17 protein-coding genes are annotated in these 20,245 nt (G+C 65.0%); 11 read left to right on the forward strand and 6 right to left on the reverse strand.

Features of this window, described 5'->3' with window-relative positions:
* Positions 1-4 precede the first annotated feature (4 nt).
* Positions 5-739, reverse strand: a complete 735-nt coding sequence (locus tag ACJRPG_RS03445) for a PRC-barrel domain-containing protein (RefSeq protein ID WP_407998637.1) — start codon at positions 737-739, stop codon at positions 5-7.
* A gap of 264 nt (positions 740-1,003) precedes the next feature.
* Between ACJRPG_RS03445 and imuA the strand changes: the two genes are divergently transcribed.
* From imuA to ACJRPG_RS03460, 3 genes are all read left to right on the forward strand, one after another.
* Positions 1,004-1,717 carry a translesion DNA synthesis-associated protein ImuA gene (gene imuA, locus ACJRPG_RS03450; RefSeq protein ID WP_407998638.1) on the forward strand — a complete coding sequence of 238 codons (714 nt, stop codon included), beginning with the start codon at positions 1,004-1,006 and terminating at the stop codon, positions 1,715-1,717.
* Positions 1,644-3,116, forward strand: coding sequence for a Y-family DNA polymerase (locus ACJRPG_RS03455; RefSeq protein WP_407998639.1), 1,473 nt, complete (start codon positions 1,644-1,646; stop codon positions 3,114-3,116). Before imuA ends, ACJRPG_RS03455 begins: the two co-directional genes overlap by 74 nt.
* A gap of 70 nt (positions 3,117-3,186) precedes the next feature.
* Positions 3,187-3,948 (forward strand): alpha/beta hydrolase family protein, encoded by a 762-nt coding sequence (locus ACJRPG_RS03460; RefSeq protein ID WP_407998640.1) that lies wholly within the window; start codon positions 3,187-3,189, stop codon positions 3,946-3,948.
* Here the strand turns inward: ACJRPG_RS03460 and ACJRPG_RS03465 are convergent.
* Positions 3,945-4,565 (reverse strand): glutathione S-transferase family protein, encoded by a 621-nt coding sequence (locus tag ACJRPG_RS03465; RefSeq protein WP_407998641.1) that lies wholly within the window; start codon positions 4,563-4,565, stop codon positions 3,945-3,947. The two genes, ACJRPG_RS03460 and ACJRPG_RS03465, sit on opposite strands and share 4 nt — an antisense overlap.
* 73 nt (positions 4,566-4,638) lie before the next feature.
* On the reverse strand, positions 4,639-6,519 hold the full coding sequence (locus tag ACJRPG_RS03470) for a M61 family metallopeptidase (protein ID WP_407998642.1): 1,881 nt from the start codon (positions 6,517-6,519) through the stop codon (positions 4,639-4,641).
* Positions 6,520-6,725: 206 nt separating this feature from the next.
* Here ACJRPG_RS03470 and ACJRPG_RS03475 point away from each other — a divergent pair, with 206 nt between their 5' ends.
* The 5 genes from ACJRPG_RS03475 to coaD all read left to right on the forward strand — a co-directional run bounded on the left by ACJRPG_RS03475 (position 6,726) and on the right by coaD (position 12,080).
* The gene (locus ACJRPG_RS03475) at positions 6,726-7,190 is read left to right on the forward strand and encodes an Hsp20 family protein (RefSeq protein WP_407998643.1); all 465 of its coding nucleotides are present in this window, start codon (positions 6,726-6,728) and stop codon (positions 7,188-7,190) included.
* A 173-nt stretch (positions 7,191-7,363) separates the two neighbouring features.
* Positions 7,364-8,875 (forward strand): DegQ family serine endoprotease, encoded by a 1,512-nt coding sequence (locus ACJRPG_RS03480; protein WP_407998644.1) that lies wholly within the window; start codon positions 7,364-7,366, stop codon positions 8,873-8,875.
* A 35-nt stretch (positions 8,876-8,910) separates the two neighbouring features.
* The gene (locus ACJRPG_RS03485; protein WP_407998645.1) at positions 8,911-9,570 is read left to right on the forward strand and encodes a response regulator; all 660 of its coding nucleotides are present in this window, start codon (positions 8,911-8,913) and stop codon (positions 9,568-9,570) included.
* Complete coding sequence (locus ACJRPG_RS03490; protein WP_407998646.1) at positions 9,567-10,907, forward strand: ATP-binding protein; 1,341 nt, start codon at positions 9,567-9,569, stop codon at positions 10,905-10,907. The genes ACJRPG_RS03485 and ACJRPG_RS03490 overlap by 4 nt, the downstream gene beginning before the upstream one ends.
* 33 nt (positions 10,908-10,940) lie before the next feature.
* A complete protein-coding gene (gene coaD / locus ACJRPG_RS03495; RefSeq protein ID WP_407998647.1) occupies positions 10,941-12,080 on the forward strand; it encodes a pantetheine-phosphate adenylyltransferase in 1,140 nt (379 codons plus the stop codon).
* A 66-nt stretch (positions 12,081-12,146) separates the two neighbouring features.
* Here the strand turns inward: coaD and ACJRPG_RS03500 are convergent, their stop codons facing one another.
* Together ACJRPG_RS03500 and ACJRPG_RS03505 are read right to left on the reverse strand one after the other, a co-directional pair.
* Positions 12,147-14,558: a TonB-dependent receptor plug domain-containing protein gene (locus tag ACJRPG_RS03500; RefSeq protein WP_407998648.1), complete on the reverse strand. Its 2,412-nt coding sequence runs from the start codon at positions 14,556-14,558 to the stop codon at positions 12,147-12,149.
* Positions 14,559-14,678: 120 nt separating this feature from the next.
* Complete coding sequence (locus tag ACJRPG_RS03505) at positions 14,679-15,503, reverse strand: PhzF family protein (RefSeq protein ID WP_407998649.1); 825 nt, start codon at positions 15,501-15,503, stop codon at positions 14,679-14,681.
* 82 nt (positions 15,504-15,585) lie between these two features.
* Here ACJRPG_RS03505 and ACJRPG_RS03510 point away from each other — a divergent pair, with 82 nt between their 5' ends.
* The 3 genes from ACJRPG_RS03510 to ACJRPG_RS03520 are packed head-to-tail and all read left to right on the forward strand — an operon-like array spanning position 15,586 to position 19,726.
* Positions 15,586-18,768, forward strand: coding sequence for an error-prone DNA polymerase (locus ACJRPG_RS03510; RefSeq protein WP_407998650.1), 3,183 nt, complete (start codon positions 15,586-15,588; stop codon positions 18,766-18,768).
* Positions 18,769-18,797: 29 nt separating this feature from the next.
* On the forward strand, positions 18,798-19,262 hold the full coding sequence (locus ACJRPG_RS03515) for a GNAT family N-acetyltransferase (RefSeq protein WP_407998651.1): 465 nt from the start codon (positions 18,798-18,800) through the stop codon (positions 19,260-19,262).
* Positions 19,259-19,726, forward strand: coding sequence for a GNAT family N-acetyltransferase (locus ACJRPG_RS03520; protein ID WP_407998652.1), 468 nt, complete (start codon positions 19,259-19,261; stop codon positions 19,724-19,726). The genes ACJRPG_RS03515 and ACJRPG_RS03520 overlap by 4 nt, the downstream gene beginning before the upstream one ends.
* Before the next feature lie 73 nt (positions 19,727-19,799).
* Here ACJRPG_RS03520 and ACJRPG_RS03525 read toward each other — a convergent pair whose 3' ends face one another.
* On the reverse strand, positions 19,800-20,219 hold the full coding sequence (locus ACJRPG_RS03525; protein ID WP_407998653.1) for a PRC-barrel domain-containing protein: 420 nt from the start codon (positions 20,217-20,219) through the stop codon (positions 19,800-19,802).
* Positions 20,220-20,245 lie beyond the last annotated feature (26 nt).

Here is a 20,245-nt window from a genome sequence, read left to right on the forward strand (position 1 = left end):
TGGATCAGATGCGGTCCTTGTCCGGATCGATGCTGGTGTTCTGGTTCGACAGGCCGCCGACCTGGTTGACGTTCTTGTCGGTCATGTCGGACTGGCTGCTGCCCAGGTCGAGGCTGCTGCCCTGGTTCAGGGTGCTGCTGCGCTGGTCAAGGCTGGTACCCTGGTTCATATCGGTGCCGCTGCGGTTCAGGTTGCCGCTGCTGCTGCCGCTCTGGGTGGACATGCCGCTGGACGAACCGAGGTTGCCGCTGCTGCCGCTCATCGAGCCGCTGGAGCCGCTTTGCATGGTGCTGGTGCCGCTGCCCATCACGCTGCCGGTGGAGGTCATCTGGCCCGGCATGGCCTGCTGGGTGCCGTAGAAGCCGTGCACCTGGCTGCCGAATTCAGCGCTTGCCATATCCGGCCAGCGGTCCTTGTCGAAGCCGGGCGCGTTTTCCAGTTTTTCCTTGCTGCAGTCGAGGATGAAGCGCTTGTTCACGGTATCCAGCTGCAGCGCCTGCCACGGCACGGCAAACAGCTTGTCGCCCATGCCCATGATGCCGCCGAAGGACAGCACGGCATAGGCGATCTGGCCGCTCTGCATATCGATCATGATTTCCTTGATGTCGCCAAGATCTTCCTCCTGGCGGTTATAGACATCTTCGCCCATCAGGGTATCGGCGCCCATCAGGCGCGGGCCGGGGCCCTGACTGTCATTGTCGCGATAAATGCCAAAGGGGTCTCGGTCGAGGTAGCTCATTTGTTGTCTCCTGTGATTCGTAAAACCAATCGGAAAACCGCCGTATTGCCTGCCGCCGGCGGAGCGATTTTCAGCATAGCGCAAGCCCATTTTTCGCGTCCTTGCCCCAATTCAACAGTGCGCGCGTACTGCCGAGCCCGTGTCCACCTTGGGGGCAGGCACCAAGGTGGACACGAGCTCATCTGTTAAAACCTGGCAGGTAAACCTTGCAAAATCCGGCCGCACGGAGTACTGTATGTATGTACAGTATTTGATTCCATTGCCATGGCCCGCTCCGATCCGATTCCAGCGCCGGAAACCTTGCACCCATCGCTTTGGCTTGCATCGCAACTGGCGCGCTCCGCTTCCCGCTGTGTGGATACGGGGCATGCCGCCCTGTCCGCCCAGCTGCCGGGCGGCGGCTGGCCGCTGGGATCGCTGAATGAGCTGCTGCTGGCGCAGTCGGGAATCGGGGAGATGCGTCTGCTGCAGCCGGCGCTGGCGCGCATGAAGCGGCCAGTGGTGCTGGTGCAGCCGCCGCAGATCCCGCAGACGCTGGCGATGTCGGCGTTGGGCATGCCGCCTTCGCAGCTGATCTGGGTGCGCAGCAATCCACGCGGCTCGGATGGCTTGTGGGCGGCCGAGCAGATCCTGCGCAGCGGCAGCTGCGGCGCCGTGCTGCTGTGGTATCAGCATGCGCGCGGCGAGAACCTGCGCCGGCTGCACCTGGCGGCGCAGAGCGGGGAAACGCTGTTCTGCATGATGCGGCCCCTGTCGGAAGCGCGCGATGCATCGCCGGCGCCGCTGCGCCTGACGCTGGAACCGGCGCCAGGCGGCCTGCAACTGGGCTTCCTCAAACGGCGCGGGCCGCAGCGGGACGAACCTTTGTTTTTACCTTTATCACCTTCTTCGCTTCATCGACGCCATGCACCTCTGGATCGGCCTGCATCTGCCCCGGCTTCCGCTGGAAGTGTTCTGTCCGAACTGGTCGGAGGATGAAGCCTGCACGGTGGTGCTGGAGCAGGAAGGCGTACTGGCGGCCTCGGCCCAGGCATTAGCGCTGGGCGTGCGCCCCGGCATGCGGCGCAACGGCGCGCTGCTGATGGCGCCCGATGCGCAGATGATGGAACGCGCACCCCTGCGGGAGGCTGAAGCCCTGCATGCGGTGGCGATGGCCTTGCTGCAGTACACGCCTCAGGTGGCGGAAGGGGAAGAAGCCACTTTGCTGCTGGATGTGGGGGCGAGCCTGCGCCTGTTCGGCGGCGTGCGGCGGCTGTGCCGGCTGATCCGGCACACGATGCGGGAGCTGGGTTTTACTGCTGTGCTGAGCTGCGCGCCAACGGGCCGCGCGGCCTGGCTGCTGGCGCAGGCGGGCGGCGGCCGCTCTTTAACAAAAGAATCCATGCTGCGCAGGCTGGCCGCGGTGCCGCCGGCCGTGCTGCCGCCCGCGCGGCCCTACCTGGCGTGGCTGGACGGCATCGGCTGTTTCAGCTTTGCGCAGCTGTGCCGCCTGCCGCGCCCAGGCCTGCAGCGGCGCTGCGGCAAGGCGCTGATTGCCATGCTCGATGCCGCGCGCGGCGACACGCCGGAAATGTTCGACTGGATCGAAGCGCCGCCCAGCTTCATGGCCAGGCTGGAACTGTTCGACCGCATTGAGAACGCCGAACTGCTGCTGGCCGGCGCGCGCCGCCTGCTGCAGCAGATGACGGGCTGGCTGTGCGCACGCCAGCTGGCCGTGGAAGGCATCCGCCTCGCATTGGAACATGAGCGGGGCAGGGTCGCCAAGCCGCCGACGCTGGTGGACATCGCGCTGTCCGAAGCCGTGTGGCACGACGGCCACCTGGTGCGGCTGCTGAAGGAAAGGCTGGGACGCATCACGCTGGAATCGCCGGTCATCGGGCTGTGCCTGGAGGCCAGTGAAGTCAAGCCGATGGCCCCGCTCAACGACTGCCTGTTCCCCGAACCGGGCGGCAGCGCGGAAGACCGGCAGCGCCTGCTGGAAGTCCTGGTCGCGCGGCTGGGGCCGGACAACGTGCTGCAGCCGGCGCCGAAAGCCGATTACCGGCCGGAGCACGCCAATGCCTGGGTGCCGGTGCAGCAGAAGCTGCGGACCGCCGACGTGCTGGCGCAGCTGCCGCCGCAGCCCTTGCCGCGCCCCACCTGGCTGCTGCCGAAGCCCATTGCACTGATGATGCGCGACCACCGTCCTTTCTACGGTTCGCCCTTGCGCGTGGTGTCCAATGCCGAGCGTATCGAAGCGGGCTGGTGGAGTGATGCGCAAACCCGCGACTACTTCATCGCGGAAGGCGAGGACCATGTGCATTATTGGGTCTACCGCGAGCGCCTGAGCGGCGGCGAGGAAGGCCAGCGCTGGTTCCTGCACGGCCTGTTCGGCTAGCGCTTGCGGCCTCTTGCCCACGGCCGGGTTCTGGTGCAAAGTAGGCGCAACGCCTCAACAGGAGCCTCCCATGCGAGCAGAACGTCAGGAATTCAACGGCGCCCACGGCCATAAACTCGCCGCGCGGCTCGATGCGCCGGATGGCGCCATCCGCGCTTACGCACTGTTCGCGCACTGTTTCACCTGCGGCAAGGACGTGTTTGCCGCGAGCCGCATCGCGCAGGCGCTGACCGACCATGGCATTGCAGTGCTGCGCTTCGATTTCACGGGGCTCGGCGCCAGCGAGGGCGATTTCGCCAACACCAATTTTTCCTCGAACGTGGCGGACCTGCTTGCCGCGGCGGACTACCTGCGTGAACGCTATGAAGCGCCGAAACTCCTCATCGGCCACAGCCTCGGCGGCGCCGCCACGCTGGCCGTGGCGGAGGACGTGCCGGAAGCGCGCGCCGTCGTCACCATTGCCGCGCCGAGCGATCCGGGCCACGTCACGCATATGTTCAGCGAGCATATCGACGCCATCACGAACGATGGCGAAGCCCAGGTGCAGCTGGCGGGCCGCCCTTTCCGCATCAAGAAGCAGTTCCTGGAAGACGTGGCGGAAAGCAAGCTGAAGACAAAAATCGGCGCGCTGCGCAAGGCGCTGCTGGTGATGCACGCACCGGGCGACGATACCGTGGGCATCGGCAATGCGCTCGACATCTTCACGGCGGCCAAGCACCCGAAAAGCTTCATCTCGCTGGACGATGCCGACCACCTGCTGACGAGGCGTGAGGATGCCGTCTACGTCGCCCGCCTGATCGCCGCGTGGAGCGAGCGCTACCTGCGCGATTAACCAGGCTTCCAGGCCATGCCGCGCTCCACGGCAGGGCGTGAGCCCACCAGGGACAGCCAGCGCTGCAGCGCCGGCTTGTTGTCCAGCCGTTCCGCCAGCACGGCCTTCATGCGCGTGGCGGCGGCCTGGGCCCAGGTATAGCAGGCAATATCGGCAATCGTAAACTCCTCGCCTGCCACGTAGCGCGAGTTGCCGAGCTGTTTGTCCAGCACCGTCAGCAGGCGGTCCGCTTCCTTGACGAAGCGCTCGGTGGCGAAGGCGTCGTCCTGCTTCGTGAAATAGCCGAGCTGCCCCAGCATCGGGCCAAGGCCGCCGATCTGCCAGTGCAGCCATTGCAGCGCCTTGTAGCGTTCCGGGCCGGCCGGCGCCAGCAACTGGCCGGACTTCTCCGCCAGATAAGTGAGAATCGCGCCGCTTTCGAACAGGGCCAGCGGGCCGGCCTCGTCGTCGACCATCGCGGGAATTTTGTTATTCGGCGAAATGGCGAGAAACTCCGGCCGGAACTGTTCATCCTTGCCGATATTCACCGGCACGATGCGGTAGGGCAGCCCAAGCTCCTCCAGCATGATGAGCGGCTTGCGGCCATTGGGCGTGGTCCAGGTATGAAGTGTGATCATGTACAGCCTCCTGAGGCTGCACTGTAGCGAAGGGGAGGGAAGGCGGGCGCACCGGTGCGCGCCCGCGTACAGCTTATTTCGCCTTGAGGATGGCTTCCAGGCGGTCCGGCGTGCCCTCGATGCGCTCCAGGCGCGGATACTTCAGGCCGTCGTGGTAATCCAGCGCCACGGTGCGGTAGTCGTTGCCCTGCTTAACCAGCAGTTCGATCGGCTTCTTGTCCGTCCTGGCCGCGGTGATGGCGGAGCGCAGCAGTTCGGCCTTGTAGGCGCGGCCGTTCACGGCCAGCACCGTGGTATTGCCGGACAGGCCGGCCTTGAAGCCCACGCCGTCCCACACCAGGCCTGACACCTTGCCGTCGCTGCCCAGCGAGAAGCCCAGGGAATACTGGAAATTCGCGATCTTGGCGCGGTCTTCCGCCATTTTGAGGAAGTCGGTCGGCTTCTCGGCAAACACCAGCTTCCAGCCGGAGCGCGCCAGGCCGTCCAGCGGCGCAGGACCGGTGTTCTCGACGCGGGTGCGCAGGAAAGGCGCCCAGTCGAAAGCCTGCACATCGTTGAGGAACTTCACCACGTCGTCAAAGGTATAGTGTTCGGCGGTGGCCTTGCCGTCCTTCACGCCGAAGAACTTGCTGGCGAAATCGTCGAGCGAGCGCTTGTCGCCGGACAGTTCGCGGATCTTGGAATCCACGTCCAGCCAGATCAGCAGGCCTTCGGAGTAATAGTCCTCGCTGCGCTGCCAGTTCGGCCATACCTGCGGGCGGCGCTGGCTGATGATGGGGTCATTGGTGGTGTCCACCAGCGGACGCCAGCTGCGGCCCTGTACATTCGAGTAGGCAGCGGCGGTGGCGGCGATCATGTCGCGCACGCTGGCCGTCTTCACCAGGCCGGAGCGGGAGGCCAGGACCTGGCCCCAGTACTGCGTCTGGCCCTCGTACACCCACAGCAGGCTGTTGTCCAGCGGGGTATTGAAGTTCGGCACGTCCTGGCCTTTCGGGCGGCGGAACTTGCCGTTCCAGGAGTGCGTGAATTCATGCGGCAGCAGGGTGCGCACCGGCTCGGACTTGGTCCAGTCGGTGAAGTAGTCCGGCTTCACGCCGTTCTCGCTGGATTGGTGGTGCTCGCGGCCGATGCCGCCGAAGTCATCGCTCAGCGCGAACAGGAAATCGTAGTGGGCGTAGTGCTGCGAACCGAACAGCTTGTAGGCCTGCTTGACCATGGCGCGGTGCGCTTCCACCTGCTCCGGCTTGGCTTCCAGCGCCTCCGGCGTATCGGCGACGATGTTCAGGTTGACGGGAATCTTCGCGCCCGGATCGAGGTCGATGCGCTTGAAGTAGCGGCCGGCAAACACCGGCGAATCGACGAAGGTTTCCACGTCGGTGGTCTTGAACTGCACTTCATCGCCGTTGCGGCCGGCGGTTTCCAGGGCGGTGCCGTACTGCCAGCCGGCCGGCAGTTTCATCGTGGTCTGGATCGGAATCTGGCGCGTGTGATAACCGGCCGGATACATGGTCATCGACTGCCACTGGATGCCGATGATGTCCTGCGTTACCGCGATGCGGCCCTGGCCGCCTTCGGTCGGCGACAGGTGCTGGTATTCCACGTCCAGCGTCTTCGTGCCGGACGGTACGTCTACCTGGAAGGCATACACGTTCAGCGGATCGCGCTTCCACGCCACGGGTTTGCCATTGGCCGACACCTTGAGCCCTGCCAGCTGGTGGATGGCGCCGGTCGGGCCGTGCTGGGCCGTCACCCACTGCGGATAAAGCAGGATCAGCTTGCCCGGCCTGACGGGAATCGACTGCTGGATGCGGAACACGTGCTGTGTCGTGTCCGACGCATCGATCTTCATCTGGATCGTGCCCGGATAAGGCTGGTCAAGCGATTTGGGCAGCGGCTCGGCGCAGGCGAAGGCGGCAGACAACAGCAGGGGCAGCAGGGCAAGGCGAGGAGTCAAAGGCTGGGTCATTGTCGTAGGGAAAGTAATGGTCCAAGCCGGCGAGTGTAGCACGCTGAAAATGCTGGATGTTTCAAAAAGTAACAGGCCAGAATTTTTTCAAAAAATCCCCTTGAAAACATTTTTGGGCAACCGTATATCGGATCCAGCGGTTGCCCAGAAGGGGACCGCCAACATATATCGCTTAATTTGAAAGGATATTTATCATGCGTACTTTTGACCTCACTCCCCTGTACCGTACCGCCATTGGTTTCGACCGCCTGGCCCAGCTGCTGAACGACGCCCAGCGCGGCGACGCCCAGCCCAGCTACCCTCCATACAATATCGAACTGGTCTCGGAAGACCAGTACCGCATTGTGATGGCGCTGGCCGGCTTCGACCGCAACGAGATCGACATCACTTCCGAACGTGATTCCCTGCACATCGTCGGCCGCAAGCAGCGCGACGGCGTGGAGCGCACCTATCTGCACCGCGGCATCGCGGCCCGCGATTTCGAGCAGCGCTTCCAGCTGGCGAACCACGTGAAAGTGACCGGCGCGTCCTTCAACAACGGCATGCTCACCATCGAACTGCAGCGTGAAGTGCCGGAAGCCCTGAAGCCGCGCAAGATCGCGATCGACGGCATGACCAATAACGTGACTGCCCTGGAGCAGCCACGCGAAGCAGCGTAATACGGCGCGGGCCCCGGCCCGCTCTATAGCAGTGCTACAGGCCGGGTTTATCCCGGCCTTCGCACGTCTGGAGCGCGCCGCTTAAGCGCCGCGTAAGGCAGAGATTAAGCAGCGCCTAAGCTTGCGGGCCCATATTGAATACATCAGTAATCATTCAATTCGGGAGTGCAGCAATGCGTAACGATAAACACTTCGGACCCTTTACCTTCAAGCGCCTTGTCGCAGCACTGGCCGCCGTCGGCGTGCTGGGCGCAGGCGCCGCCATCGCCGTGCAGCGCAACCTGGCGCCGTCCGCGCCGCAAGCCGTGGCCGCCGCACCGGCGCCCGCCGTGCCGGCCAATGCCGCCGCCGGCGCTCCGGCCCCCACCCCGGCGCCCATGATTGCGCTGCCGGACTTCAGCGTGATCGCTTCGCGCAACGGCCCGGCCGTGGTGAATATCAGCACCACCGGCAGCGTGCGCACCGCCATGGATGGCGCCGAGGAGCCCTTTGCCGACGACCCCTTCGCCGAATTCTTCCGCCGCTTCCAGGGCCCGCAGCGCGGTGGCCGTGATATTCCCAGCCATGGCGTGGGCTCCGGCTTCATCGTCAGCGCGGACGGCATCATCCTGACCAATGCCCACGTGGTGCGCGGCGCGCGCGAGGTAACGGTCAAGCTGACCGACCGCCGCGAGTTCCGCGCCAAGGTGCTGGGCTCCGATCCGAAAACGGACGTGGCCGTGCTGAAAATCGATGCGAAGAATCTGCCCGTGGTGCCACTGGGCCGGTCCACCGACCTCAAGGTTGGTGAGTGGGTGCTGGCGATCGGCTCGCCGTTCGGTCTGGAGAGTACCGTAACGGCGGGCGTCGTCAGCGCCAAGGGGCGCTCGCTGCCGGATGACAGCAATGTGCCCTTCATCCAGACCGACGTGGCGGTGAATCCCGGTAACTCCGGCGGCCCGCTGTTCAATACGCGCGGCGAGGTGGTGGGCATCAACTCGCAGATCTACAGCCAGACCGGCGGCTACCAGGGCCTGTCCTTCGCCATCCCGATCGACCTGGCCACCCGCATCAAGGACCAGATCGTCGCCACCGGCAAGGTGGTGCACGCCCGCCTCGGCGTGACGGTGCAGGAAGTGAATCAGGGCTTTGCCGACTCCTTCAACCTGGAGTCGCCGGAAGGCGCGCTGGTGGCGAATGTGGAATCCGGCAGTCCGGCCGAACAGGCCGGCCTGAAGGCGGGTGACGTGATCCGCAAATTGAACGGCCAGAAAATCGTGGCCTCGGGCGACCTGCCCGCACAGGTGGCATTGGCCACGCCGGGCGACAAGGTCACGCTGGAAGTCTGGCGCCAGGGTAAGCCGGTGATCCTGAACGGCAAACTGGGCAGCGCGAATGACCGCAGCCTGGCCGGCGCCGAGAAGCGGGAGGCTGCATCAAAGCTGCGCCTCGGCCTCGCCCTGCGGCCGCTTGATCCGGTGGAGCGGCGCCAGGCCGGCCTGCCTTCCGGCCTGGTGATCGAGAACGCGGGCGGCGCCGCCGCCAACGCGGGCGTGGAGCCGGGCGATGTGCTGCTGTCGGTGAACGGCCGCCCGGTCAACACCATCGACCAGGTGCGCGAAATGGTGTCGAAGTCCGAGAAGTCGGTGGCCCTGCTGATCCTGCGCGGCGGTGAGCGCATTTTTATTCCGGTACGATTGGGATAAACTGCGCCCCGTAGACAACAAGGAAAGGCTAGACCATGCGGCTGCTGCTGGTAGAAGACGACACCATGATCGGCGAGGTAGTGCTCGACCTGCTGAGGGCCGAGCATTACGCCGTCGACTGGGTCAAGGACGGCGCCATGGCCGATACGGCGCTGCAGACGCAGACCTACGACCTGGTGCTGCTGGACCTCGGCCTGCCGAAGAAGGACGGCCTGGAGGTGCTGCGCTCCATGCGCTCCCGCAAGGAGCTGACCCCGGTGCTGGTGGCTACCGCGCGCGACGCGGTGGACCAGCGCATCGCAGGGCTCGATGCGGGCGCCGACGACTATGTGCTGAAACCCTATGACCTGGACGAGCTGCTGGCGCGCATCCGCGCGCTGCTGCGCCGTTCCGCGGGCCGCGCCGAACCGGTGTTCGAGCACAAGGGCGTGAGCATCAACCCGCAGACGCGGGAAGTGATCAACAACGGCCAGCCGGTCAACCTGTCGGCCCGTGAATGGGCGGTGCTGGAGGCGCTGATCGCCCGTCCCGGCATCGTGCTGTCGCGCGCCCAGCTGGAAGAAAAGCTGTACAGCTGGAAGGATGAAGTGAACAGCAATGCGGTCGAGGTCTATATCCACGGCCTGCGCAAGAAGCTGGGCAGCGAACTGATACAGAATGTGCGTGGCCTCGGCTACATGGTGCCCAAGCTATGATGGCGGTGCCCAAGGTGAACGTCTCGCACTCGCTGCGTGGACGGCTGCTGTGGTTCCTGCTTGCCGCGATCACCATGGCCGCCGTGGCGCAGGCCATGATCGCCTACCGCAGCGCGCTGCACGATGCGGACGAGATCTTCGACTACCACATGCAGCAGGTGGCGCTGGCGCTGCGTTCCGGCGCGCCGCTGGCCAATAGCCAGGGCCAGCGCCCGAGCGGCGATCCCGGCAACGACGATATGGTGGTGCAGGTGTGGACGCCGGACGGCATCCAGGTATTCCGCTCCATCTCGCGCGCCGAACTGCCGCAGCGAGCCGTGCTGGGCTTCTCCACCGTGCGCGCCAAGGGCACCACCTACCGCGTGTTCTCCGTCCAGACCAGTAACCAGACCGTGCAGATCGCACAGGACATGGCCGTGCGCAAGCGCATGGCGGGCGCGCTGGCGCTGCGCACCGTCGGCCCGATTGCGCTGATGGCGCCGGTGCTGATGCTGGTGGTGTGGTGGGTGGTCAGCGGCTCGCTGGCGCCGGTGTCGCGCGTGCGGCGCCAGGTGGCCACGCGCCAGGCGGACGACCTGTCGCCGGTGTCGGAAGCCGACCTGCCGGATGAAGTGAAGCCGCTGGTGCAGGAGCTGAACCTGCTGTTCGGCCGCGTGCGCAATGCCTTCGACGCGCAGCAGCACTTCGTGGCCGATGCCGCGCACGAGCTGCGCTCGCCGCTGGCCGCGCTGAAGCTGCAGGTGCTGAGCCTGGAACGGGCGGAGAACGAACAGGCCCGCGCGGTGGCGATCGGCCGGCTCACGGCCGGCATCGAGCGCGCCACGCGCCTGGTGGAACAGCTGCTGGTGCTGGCGCGCCAGGAAGCGTCGGAAGTGAAGCTGGAGCCGGTGCAGCTGGCCGAGCTCGCCAAGCGCACGCTGGCCGACCTGGCCGGCGCGGCGCAGGCACGCCAGATCGACCTCGGCCTGCAGCACGCCGACGACGTGACGGTGCAGGGCAAGGGCGATGCGCTGCTGGTCATGCTGCGCAACCTGCTCGACAACGCCATCAAGTACACGCCGCAGGGCGGCACCGTGGACTTATCCCTGCACAATACGGACAAGGGCGTGACGCTGGTGGTGGAAGACAGCGGCCCCGGCATCTCGCCGGAAGAACGCGAGCGCGTGTTCAGCCGCTTCTACCGCGTGCCGGGCAGCGAGGCCGGCGGCAGCGGCCTGGGACTGGCCATTATCAAGGCCATCGCCGAGCGCCACGGCGCCGTGCTGACCCTGGACAGCTCGGAGCGCCTGGGCGGGCTCAAGGTGCAGGTACAGTTTCCGGGGGCGAAACCCGGCTAGAATACCGCCATCGATACAGTCAAAGGGCGGGGCATGAAGAAAATCGGCTTTTCGGGCACACTGGACCCGATCACCAACGGCCATATGTGGGTGATCGGCGAGGCCCGTTCCATCGCGGACGAAGTCGTGGTGCTGCTGTCCGAGAACTCCACCAAGCAGCCGCGTTTCTCGGCCGAGGAGCGCCGTGCCATCGTGCTGGAAAGCTGCGCCGAACGCGGCTGGCGCAATGTCCAGGTGCAGGTCGTAAAAAGCGACTACACCGCGCGCGTGGCCAAGCGCCAAGGCATCGACTACCTGATCCGCGGCATCCGCACTACCGCCGATTTCGATTACGAGAACCTGATCCAGCAGACCAATGTGGAAGTGATCGGCGGCGCCAAGACCCTGTTCGTGATGCCGCCGCGCGACCTTGGTTCCGTGAGCTCCAGCTTCGTAAAGGCGCTGGAAGGTCCGGTGGGCTGGAACTGGACGATGAAGAAGTTCGTGCCCGGCCCGGCCTACCGTGCCTGGATCATGGGCTGGCTGCGCAAGGAATGGGACCAGCTGTGGCGCGCAAGCGATGCCGCCGCGCTGGCCAATGCCAACCACTGGTTCGAGCGCCTGACCGGTGTAAGCGCTTACGGCGGCACCGACCGCCATTATCACAACCTGGACCACCTGGTGCACGGCCTGGCCGAAATCCGCGCCTGGGCGGCGAATACCGGCGCTTCGCGGCGCGACGCCGATATCGTGCGTGCCGCCTTCTGGTTCCACGACGCGCACTACGCGCACGGCGCGCAGGAACTGAGCAACGAGGAGGCCAGCGCGCGCCTGTGGCTCTCGACCGGCCTGGAAGCGGATGCCGGGCGCGCCGACGAAGTGGCGCAGCTGATCCGTGTTACCGACCACTTCCAGGGCGGCGCCATCACGCACCCGCTGAAGGACGCGATGCTGAGCGTGGACCTGGCCATCCTGGGCCAGGAAGAAGAGGTGTACCAGGCCTACGCGCGCGGCATCCGCGCTGAATACGCCCACATCGCGCCGGACAGCTACCGCGAGCAGCGCGGCCAAGTGCTGCAGCACCTGAGCGCCAAGGCCGCCGGCGGCAAGCTGTTCGCCGACGCCTACTTCGCCGACCAGTACAACCACCTCGCCCTCAGCAACATGGCCGCCGAACTGGCCACGCTGGCCTGAGCCGCCAAAGAAAAAACGCCCCACACGTTGCCGTGCGGGGCGCCAAGGTACAACGGGGTAATTGGATCAGAACTTCACGTACAGGCGGGCGAAGTAGGAAGCGCCGTTCAGGCCGAACTGCACGCTGTCGTACTTGAAGCCGTTGTCCGTTTCGTCCGCATTCTGCGTGGTCGGCTTCACATTGAAGATGTTGTTGCCGCCGAAGGTCAGCTTGGTGTTCTTGTTGATGGTGTAGGTGAAGCTGAGGTCAGCCGACGTCTTCGCCTCGTACTTCGCGTTCGGCACGCCGGCCGCCGTGCCGCTGAAGGTGCCCAGCGTCTGCGGACCGAAGTGGATGATCTTGAAGTCGGTTTCCACCGGACCGGTCACGAGGTCGAAGCCCAGCGTGGCCTTGCGGCGCGGGCCGCCCTGTTCGATGAACAGGCGCTCGCGTTCGGACAGCAGCACGTCTTCGAAGCCGGACAGCGAGGCCGGCGCATGGATGTCGGTGACTTCGGTCTTGCTGAAGTTCGCCGCCAGGAAGGTGGTCAGCTTGTAGCCCGCCACCGAACCGCGGTGCGAGGCCGTCAGGTCCAGGCCGCGGGTCTTGGTATCCACCGAGTTCACGAAGAACTGCGCCTGGCCCACGCCCAGCGTGGACAGCTTGGCGGCCAGCTCGGGATAGTTGTCGGCGTCGAAGCGGCCCGACAGCACGATGCGGTCCTTGATCTTGATCTGGTACAGGTCAGCCGTCACCGACACGGCCTGGCTCGGGGTCCAGGTGGCGCCCAGCGTGAAGCTGCGCGAGGTCTCTTCCTTCAGCTTCGGAATGCCGGCCAGCGTGGCAACCGCGCCGCCGTTCGGCGCCAGTACCACATCGGTCGGCACGCCGCCGATGAAGTCGGTGAAGGTCGAGGAGAAATAAGCCTGCTGCAGCGACGGCGCGCGGAAGCCGGAAGAGGCCGAAGCGCGCAGCAGCGTTTCCGGATTCACGCGGTAGCTGCCGGCCAGCTTGCCGGTGACGGTGGAGCCGAAGTCGCTGAAGTTCTCATAGCGTACGGCGCCCTGCAGCTTGGTTTTCGCGTCCAGGTCCGCTTCCAGGTCCAGGTAGGCGGCGGTGCTGTGGCGGCGCGCGTTGGTGATGTCGCCAGGCTGGAAGCCGGGGAAGCCCTGGCTGCCGGCATTGCCGCCGAAGCCCAGGCCGTCCGCATCGATATAGGAGCCTGGTTCGCCCGCGAAGATCTTGTACTTCTCCACCCGGTATTCGCCGCCGAAGGCCACGTTCAGGCCATCGCCCGCCACGCCGCTGAAGTAGCGGTTGAGGTCGAGGTTGGTGGTCCATTGTTCGAAGGAGAAACCGCCCGCGTCGAAGCGGTCCGGGCTGATGCCCTTGCCGCCCTTGACCAGGTCCTGGTTCGCGATCGAAGCGTTCAGCGTATTGCTGATGTTGTACATCAGGCGGTTGAAGCCATAGGTCTGCGAGATATCGGTGTTCCACTCGCCCAGCTGGCTGCGGTGGCCCACGGTGGCGTAGCGGTCGTCCAGGTCGCCATTGATGAAGGGCACGAAGCCGTCCGGATACATGGCGGCCGAGTTGCGGCTTGGAATATCATCGGAACCGATGCCGCCGCGGCCGAAGGCGGCGCTGGATGCATCGCGGGTCTGCACGCCGCCGGTGAAGTAGAACTTGCCGGTCGAGGTCGGGATTTCGCCGTTCACGTACAGGGTTTTGTTCTTGGCCTTGGTGTCGCCGATGATACGGGGATTGTCCGGCTCGGAACGGTCGGAACGGCCACGGTTCAGGAACTCGCCGGTGATGCCGACCACGCCGCCCGCCACTGCAAAGCCGCAGTAGGCCGAGGCCAGGAAGTTCTTGCCGTCGCCGGCGGAATACTGGCCATAGCCGGTCACGGCCTCGCAGCCGAGCGACTTCTTGAGGCCGATATCCATCACGCCGGCAATCGCGTCCGAGCCGTACTGGGCGGCGGCGCCGTCACGCAGCACCTGCACGTCCTTGATGGCCATCAGCGGAATCGCATTCAGGTCGGTGCCGGTGTTGCCGCGGTTGCGGGCGCCGAACAGGTTGACCAGGGCCGAGGTATGGCGGCGCTTGCCGTTCACCAGCACCAGGGTCTGGTCCGAGCCGAGGCCGCGCAGCGCAGCGGAATCCACCAGGTCGGCGCCATCCGCGCCGGTCTGGCGGGTGGAGTTGAAGGAAGGGGAGATATTGGTCAGCGTCTGCGACAGGTCGAACTGGCCGCCCTGTTCGGATACGCGGGTCATGGGAATCAGGTCGACCGGAACGACGGTGTCCGTCATCGAAGCGTTGGTGGCGCGGCGCGAACCCACCACATTCACGGTCTGGATATCGTCTTTCTTTGCCTCGGTGGCGCTGCTCTGTGCGAACGCAGCAGGAGCCAGCGACAGGGCAGCCCCGCCATACAGGGCCAGCAAGACGGCATTACGTAGCGTATTCGAAATCACGTTGGCGTCTCCCATGGAAAAATTCGATTCTAGTCGAACAAGTCCATGGTGAACTATCACTAAGTTTAGTCTTGTGACAATTTTGCACACACACATTATTAAGTGTATGTGCGGCGCAACAAACTCCGATGGCTGCTAGGGCGCTTCGACGAAGGCGGCCGCGCCGCCGATTAAAATCTGATCGCCGTCGAGCATGGTTTGCAGCTTGCAGGGCTGGCCCAGATGCGCGCCCTGGTACAGCGTCAGCGAGCGGCCGAGGTGCAGCGTCAGGGCTCCGGCGGCCACGCCGGTCGCAGCGTCTTCCAACGCCGGATCGAGGTGATTGAAGTTGCGGCCTTCGAAGGCGCCATCCGCCCGCCGGCACCACGCGTAGCAGCCGCTGATACCGTGCTGCCGGCCCCAGGCCTGAATGGCTGGAAGGTCCGGCTGCAGTGCGGCAAGCGTGGCGCTGTCGGCCACTTCCAGCAGCAGTTTGGGACTGCCGACCGAAGCCACGGCAGGCGCCGACATCAGTTGCAGGCCCGGCTGCGCCAGCAGCCGCGCCGGCAAATCGGCGGGCAGCGCAGGCGAGGGCGCCTGCTGGCGGAGCAGCGAGATGAAGACCTCGCCATCGCGCATTGACAGTGTCAGCAACTGGCCGCGCATGGCGGTGCGTACGCGCAAGGGGCCAGGCTGGCGCTTCAGCAGCACGCGCGCCGCCGCCAGCGTGGCATGCAGGCACAGCGGGCTGCGCGTATGCGGGTAAAAATAATCCAGCGTAAAGGCCGCTTCGCCATCGCCGGCATCGACAAAAGCGCAGGCCGGTTTCGCTGCGGCAGCAGCAAACGCCTGCCTTGCCGCCGCATCGCCCGTATCGCCCAGTACCACCAGCGCCGCATTCCCCTCTCCGGCGCGCACGCCGAAACACTTCAACTCAAAGATCTCCATCCCGCCAGCATACAGCAGAGTCTGCGACACCATGGGGCCAGGCCCCAAGTGTCGCGGACTCTGCTGTGGGAAGGGTATATAATACTGTATGTTTGTACAGTATTAAGTTGCTGCCATGTCATCCCGTCCACCGTTCGCCTTGCCCGCTTATGCGGAGCTGTTCTGCATGACGAACTTTTCCTTCTTGCAGGGCGCCTCGCATGCCGAGGAGCTGCTGGTGCGCGCGGATGAACTGGGCTATTCGGCGCTGGCCATTACCGATGAATGCTCGCTGGCCGGCGTGGTGCGCGCCCATGCAAAAGCCAAGGAGCGCGAATGGAAGGGCAAACTGCTGATCGGCAGCTGGTTCCGGCTCACCAACCCGGATGGCAGCCATGCGCTGTCCCTGCTCGCCATTGCCCACAACCGCGATGGCTACGGCAATTTGTCCGAGATGATTACGCTGGCCCGCACGCGCATCGAGAAGGGCAGCTATCTGCTGCATCCCGACGATTTTGCCGCGCCCCCGCCGGAGCGCGCCCACCTGCGCGGCCTGTCCGACTGCTCGCTGATCCTGCTGCCGGATTATCCGGTGGCCGAAGCGGACGATGTGGACCGCCTGCACCGGCAAGCCGCCTGGATGTCCGCCGTCTTTGGCCAGCGCGCCCGCATCGGCCTCACCCTGCTGCAGCGCGCTTTCGACGAAGAGCACCGCGCCAGCCTCGATGAGGTGGCGCTGCAGCACCGCATGCCGCTGGTGGCGGCAGGCCATGTCTGCATGCACGTGCGCTCCCGCAAACCGATGCACGACATGCTCACTGCGGTGCGCCTGGGCTGTTCCGTGGCGGACGCCGGCTATGGCCTGGCGCAGAACGCCGAGCAGCACCTGCGCTCGCGGCTGCGGCTGGCCAATGTGTATCCGCGCAAGGCGCTGGAGGAAACCATGCGCGTGGCGGATCAGTGCAGCTTCTCGCTGGAAGAGCTCAAGTATGAGTATCCGCATGAGCTGATCCCCGAGGGGCACACGCCGGCCAGCTATTTGCGTGAGGCCACCTTCGAAGGGGCGCGAGGGCGCTACCCGGAAGGCATTCCACCCAAGGTCCTGAAGCTGCTGGAGATGGAACTGGCGCTGATTGCCGATCTGCGCTACGAGTATTTTTTTATCACCGTCTACGACGTGGTGAAGTTCGCGCGGGAGCAGGGGATTTTGTGCCAGGGACGCGGCTCTGCAGCCAATTCGGCGGTGTGCTACTGCCTCGGCGTAACGGCCGTGAATCCCAACGAAAGCAATGTGCTGATGGAGCGCTTCCTGTCGCGCGAGCGCGCGGAGCCGCCGGACATCGACGTCGATTTCGAGCACCAGCGGCGCGAAGAAGTCATTCAGTATGTCTACAACAAGTACGGCCGCCACCGCGCGGCGATTGCAGCCACTGTGATCTGCTACCGCTCCAAGAGTGCGTTGCGCGACAGCGGCAAAGCGCTCGGCGTCGATTTGGCCGTCGTCGAGAAAGTCGCCAAGTCGCACCGGTGGTTCGACAGTGCCAGTGACTTCCTTGCGCGTGTCGAAGAATGCGGCCTCGATCCCAGCTCCAAGGTGGCGCAGGAATGGGCATGGATGGCGCAGCTGCTGCGCGGCTTCCCGCGCCACCTGTCGCAGCACGTGGGCGGTTTCGTCATCGCGCAGGATAAGCTGTCGCGCCTTGTGCCCATCGAGAACGCATCGATGAAGGACCGCAGTGTCATCCAATGGGATAAGGACGATCTCGAAGCACTGGGCCTGCTGAAAGTCGACGTGCTGGCGCTGGGTATGCTGTCAGTCATGAAGCGCGCCTTCGATCTGTACCAGCAGCGGCACGGCATGCTGCTGGAGATGCACACGGTGCCGCAAAAAGACAAAGCCACTTACGACATGATCTGCGAAGCCGACACCATCGGCGTGTTCCAGATTGAATCGCGCGCGCAAATGAGCATGCTGCCGCGGCTCAGGCCACGCTGCTATTACGATCTCGTGGTGCAGGTGGCGATCGTGCGGCCCGGTCCAATCACGGGCGGCATGGTGCATCCCTACCTGTTGCGGCGCGAAGGCAAGCAGTTACCCGATTGCGAGCCGCGCCTGGCGCCTGCGCTCGAGCGCACATTGGGCGTCCCCATTTTTCAGGAGCAGGTGATGCAGATCGCGATGCTGGCCGCCGATTACACGGCAGGCCAGGCCGACCAGCTGCGGCGCGATATGGCTGCGTGGAAGAAGAAGGGCAATATCCAGCAGCACCTGGACCGCATCAAGACCAATATGGTAAATAACGGCTACGACGCCGGCTTCGCCGACCAGATCTGCGCGCAGATCACCGGCTTCGGCGAATACGGCTTCCCTGAATCGCACGCCGCCAGCTTTGCCTTGCTCACGTATGTGAGCTCATGGGTCAAATGCCACGAACCGGCCATCTTCCTGTGCGCGCTGCTGAACAGCCAGCCGATGGGCTTCTACAGCCCGTCCCAGCTGGTGCAGGATGGCAAGCGCCACGGCATCGAAGTGCGGCCGGTCGACGTCGCCATCAGCAGCTGGGATTCGACGCTGGAGGAAAAGCCGGCAGGCCCGGATGGCCTGCGTCCCCAGCCTGCCGTGCGCCTCGGCATGTCGCGGCTCTACGGCATGCGGGAGGACGCGGCGGAGCGTATCGTCGCCGCTCGCGCCGAACGTCCCTTTGCCAGCGTGGCAGACCTTGCGCGCCGCGCCGATCTTGATCGCCACGACCTGCAGGTGCTGGCCGGCGGCAATGCGCTCAAAGGGCTGACCGGCAACCGGCGCCAGGCCTTGTGGGAAGCTGTAGGCGCCGTGCCGGACAAGGACCTGCTGCGCCCCACCATGCCGGACGAAGAAGCGCCTCAGCTGCAGCCGCCCACCGAAGGCCAGGACATCCTCGGCGACTACCGCGCACAAGGCCTGACCCTGGGCCGCCATCCGCTGACGCTGCTGCGCCCGCAACTGCTGGCGAAACGCTTCCTGCCCGCCGATGTGCTGAACACCTTCAGCAAGGGCCAGCTCGCACGCGGCGCAGGCATTGTCACCGTGCGGCAGCGGCCGGGCACGGCGAAGGGCGTGCTCTTCATCACCATCGAAGACGAAACGGGCAGCGTCAACGTCATCATCTGGCCCGACCTGGTCGAGCAGTACCGGCGCGAGGTGCTGGGGGCGGCGCTGCTGGGCGTGTACGGCATCTGGCAGCAGGAAGGCATCGTGCGCCACCTCGTGGCCAAGCGCCTGGTCGACCTCACTCCCATGCTGGGCCGCCTGCCCACCACCAGCCGCGATTTCTGCTGACCGGCATATAACTCTGGCACAATCGACGTATGCCAGAAAACATCACCATTCGCATGGCGGAACCGGCAGACGTGCCCGCCATTACAGCGCTGATACGTTCCGTTCTGCCTTTCCTGACCGAAGCCGATGACGGTGTGTCCTTTGCCGGCACCGTCACTGAGGAGAATGTGCTTGGCTTCGTCACCGAAAGCGATGGGCGCTATCAAGTGGCCTTCGTCGACGGCGAGCTGGCCGGCGTGGTCTCGGTCCGCGACAACAGCCATCTGTTCCATCTCTATGTCGCCGAACGCTTCCACCGCCGCGGCATCGCACGCGCCCTGTGGCAGGCTGCGCGCGGCGACGCGCAGGCGCGTGGCAATCCGGGACGCTTTACCGTGAAGTCCTCGCCTTACGCCGTCGGCGTCTACGAACGTTTCGGCTTCAAGGCCACCGGTCCGCGCGCGGGGCAGGGCGGCCTGGCCTATGTGCCGATGCTGCTGGAGGCCGCGGCATGACGCCCGCCATCCGCTTCGCTACGCTGGACGATGTGGACGCCATCCGCGCCCTCATCACCAGCCTGCTGCCGATGATGACCATTCACCCGAACGGCGAAGGCGCCGAGCAGTTCATCGAAAGCTTCGGCGTACCCGCGATGCAGCGCTATATCAGCGCCGCCAACTTCCGCTACCAGCTGGCAATGCTGAACGGCGGGCTGGCCGGCGTAGTCGCGGTGCGCGACAACAGCCACCTGTTCCACCTCTTCGTGGCGCAGCATCTGCAAGGCCGGGGCATCGGCAAAAAGCTATGGCAGGCCGCATGGAACGACGCGCGCTCCCTCGGCAACCCCGGGCAGTTCACCGTCAACTCCTCGATGGGTGCGCTGGAGATGTACAAGCACTGGGGCTTCGAGCCGACCAGCGAACCAATCCAGCAGCACGGCATCGCCTATGTTCCGATGCGCCTGATAATGCCGGCGTAAAAAGAGCGCGCCGTCCGGGGTGCGGTGCGGCGCGCTGCGGCCTGGTGATGGCCGAAAACGAGGAAGACGAAGTTTAGCGGGCGCTCTGGTTGATGTTCGCCGCGCTGGTGCCGTAATAGTTGTGCACTTCGGAAGCCCAGGTCTGGTTGGCCATGTCCGGCCAGTTATCCTTGTCGAAGCCAGGAGCGTTTTCGATGCGCTCCTTGTCGATATTGAGCGTGATGCGGTGGTTGGCCGTATCCAGCGCCAGCGCTTCCCATGGCACGGCGAACAGTTTTTCGCCGATGGTCAGCACGCCGCCCGAGGCCATCACCACATAGGACACGCGGCCGGTCTGCATGTCCAGCATGATTTCCTTGACGGTGCCCAGGTGCTCGTTCTTCAGGTTATGGATATGGTCGCCGATCAGGGTATCGGCGCCCATCAGGCGCGGGCCGGGACCACGGTGGCCGCCATCGATATAGTTGCCGTCTGCGTCGCGTTCGTAACTCATGGTTGCCTCCTGTTGAAATAATGTCA

The organism is Pseudoduganella rhizocola (assembly GCF_045984285.3).
Lineage (GTDB): Bacteria > Pseudomonadota > Gammaproteobacteria > Burkholderiales > Burkholderiaceae_D > Rugamonas.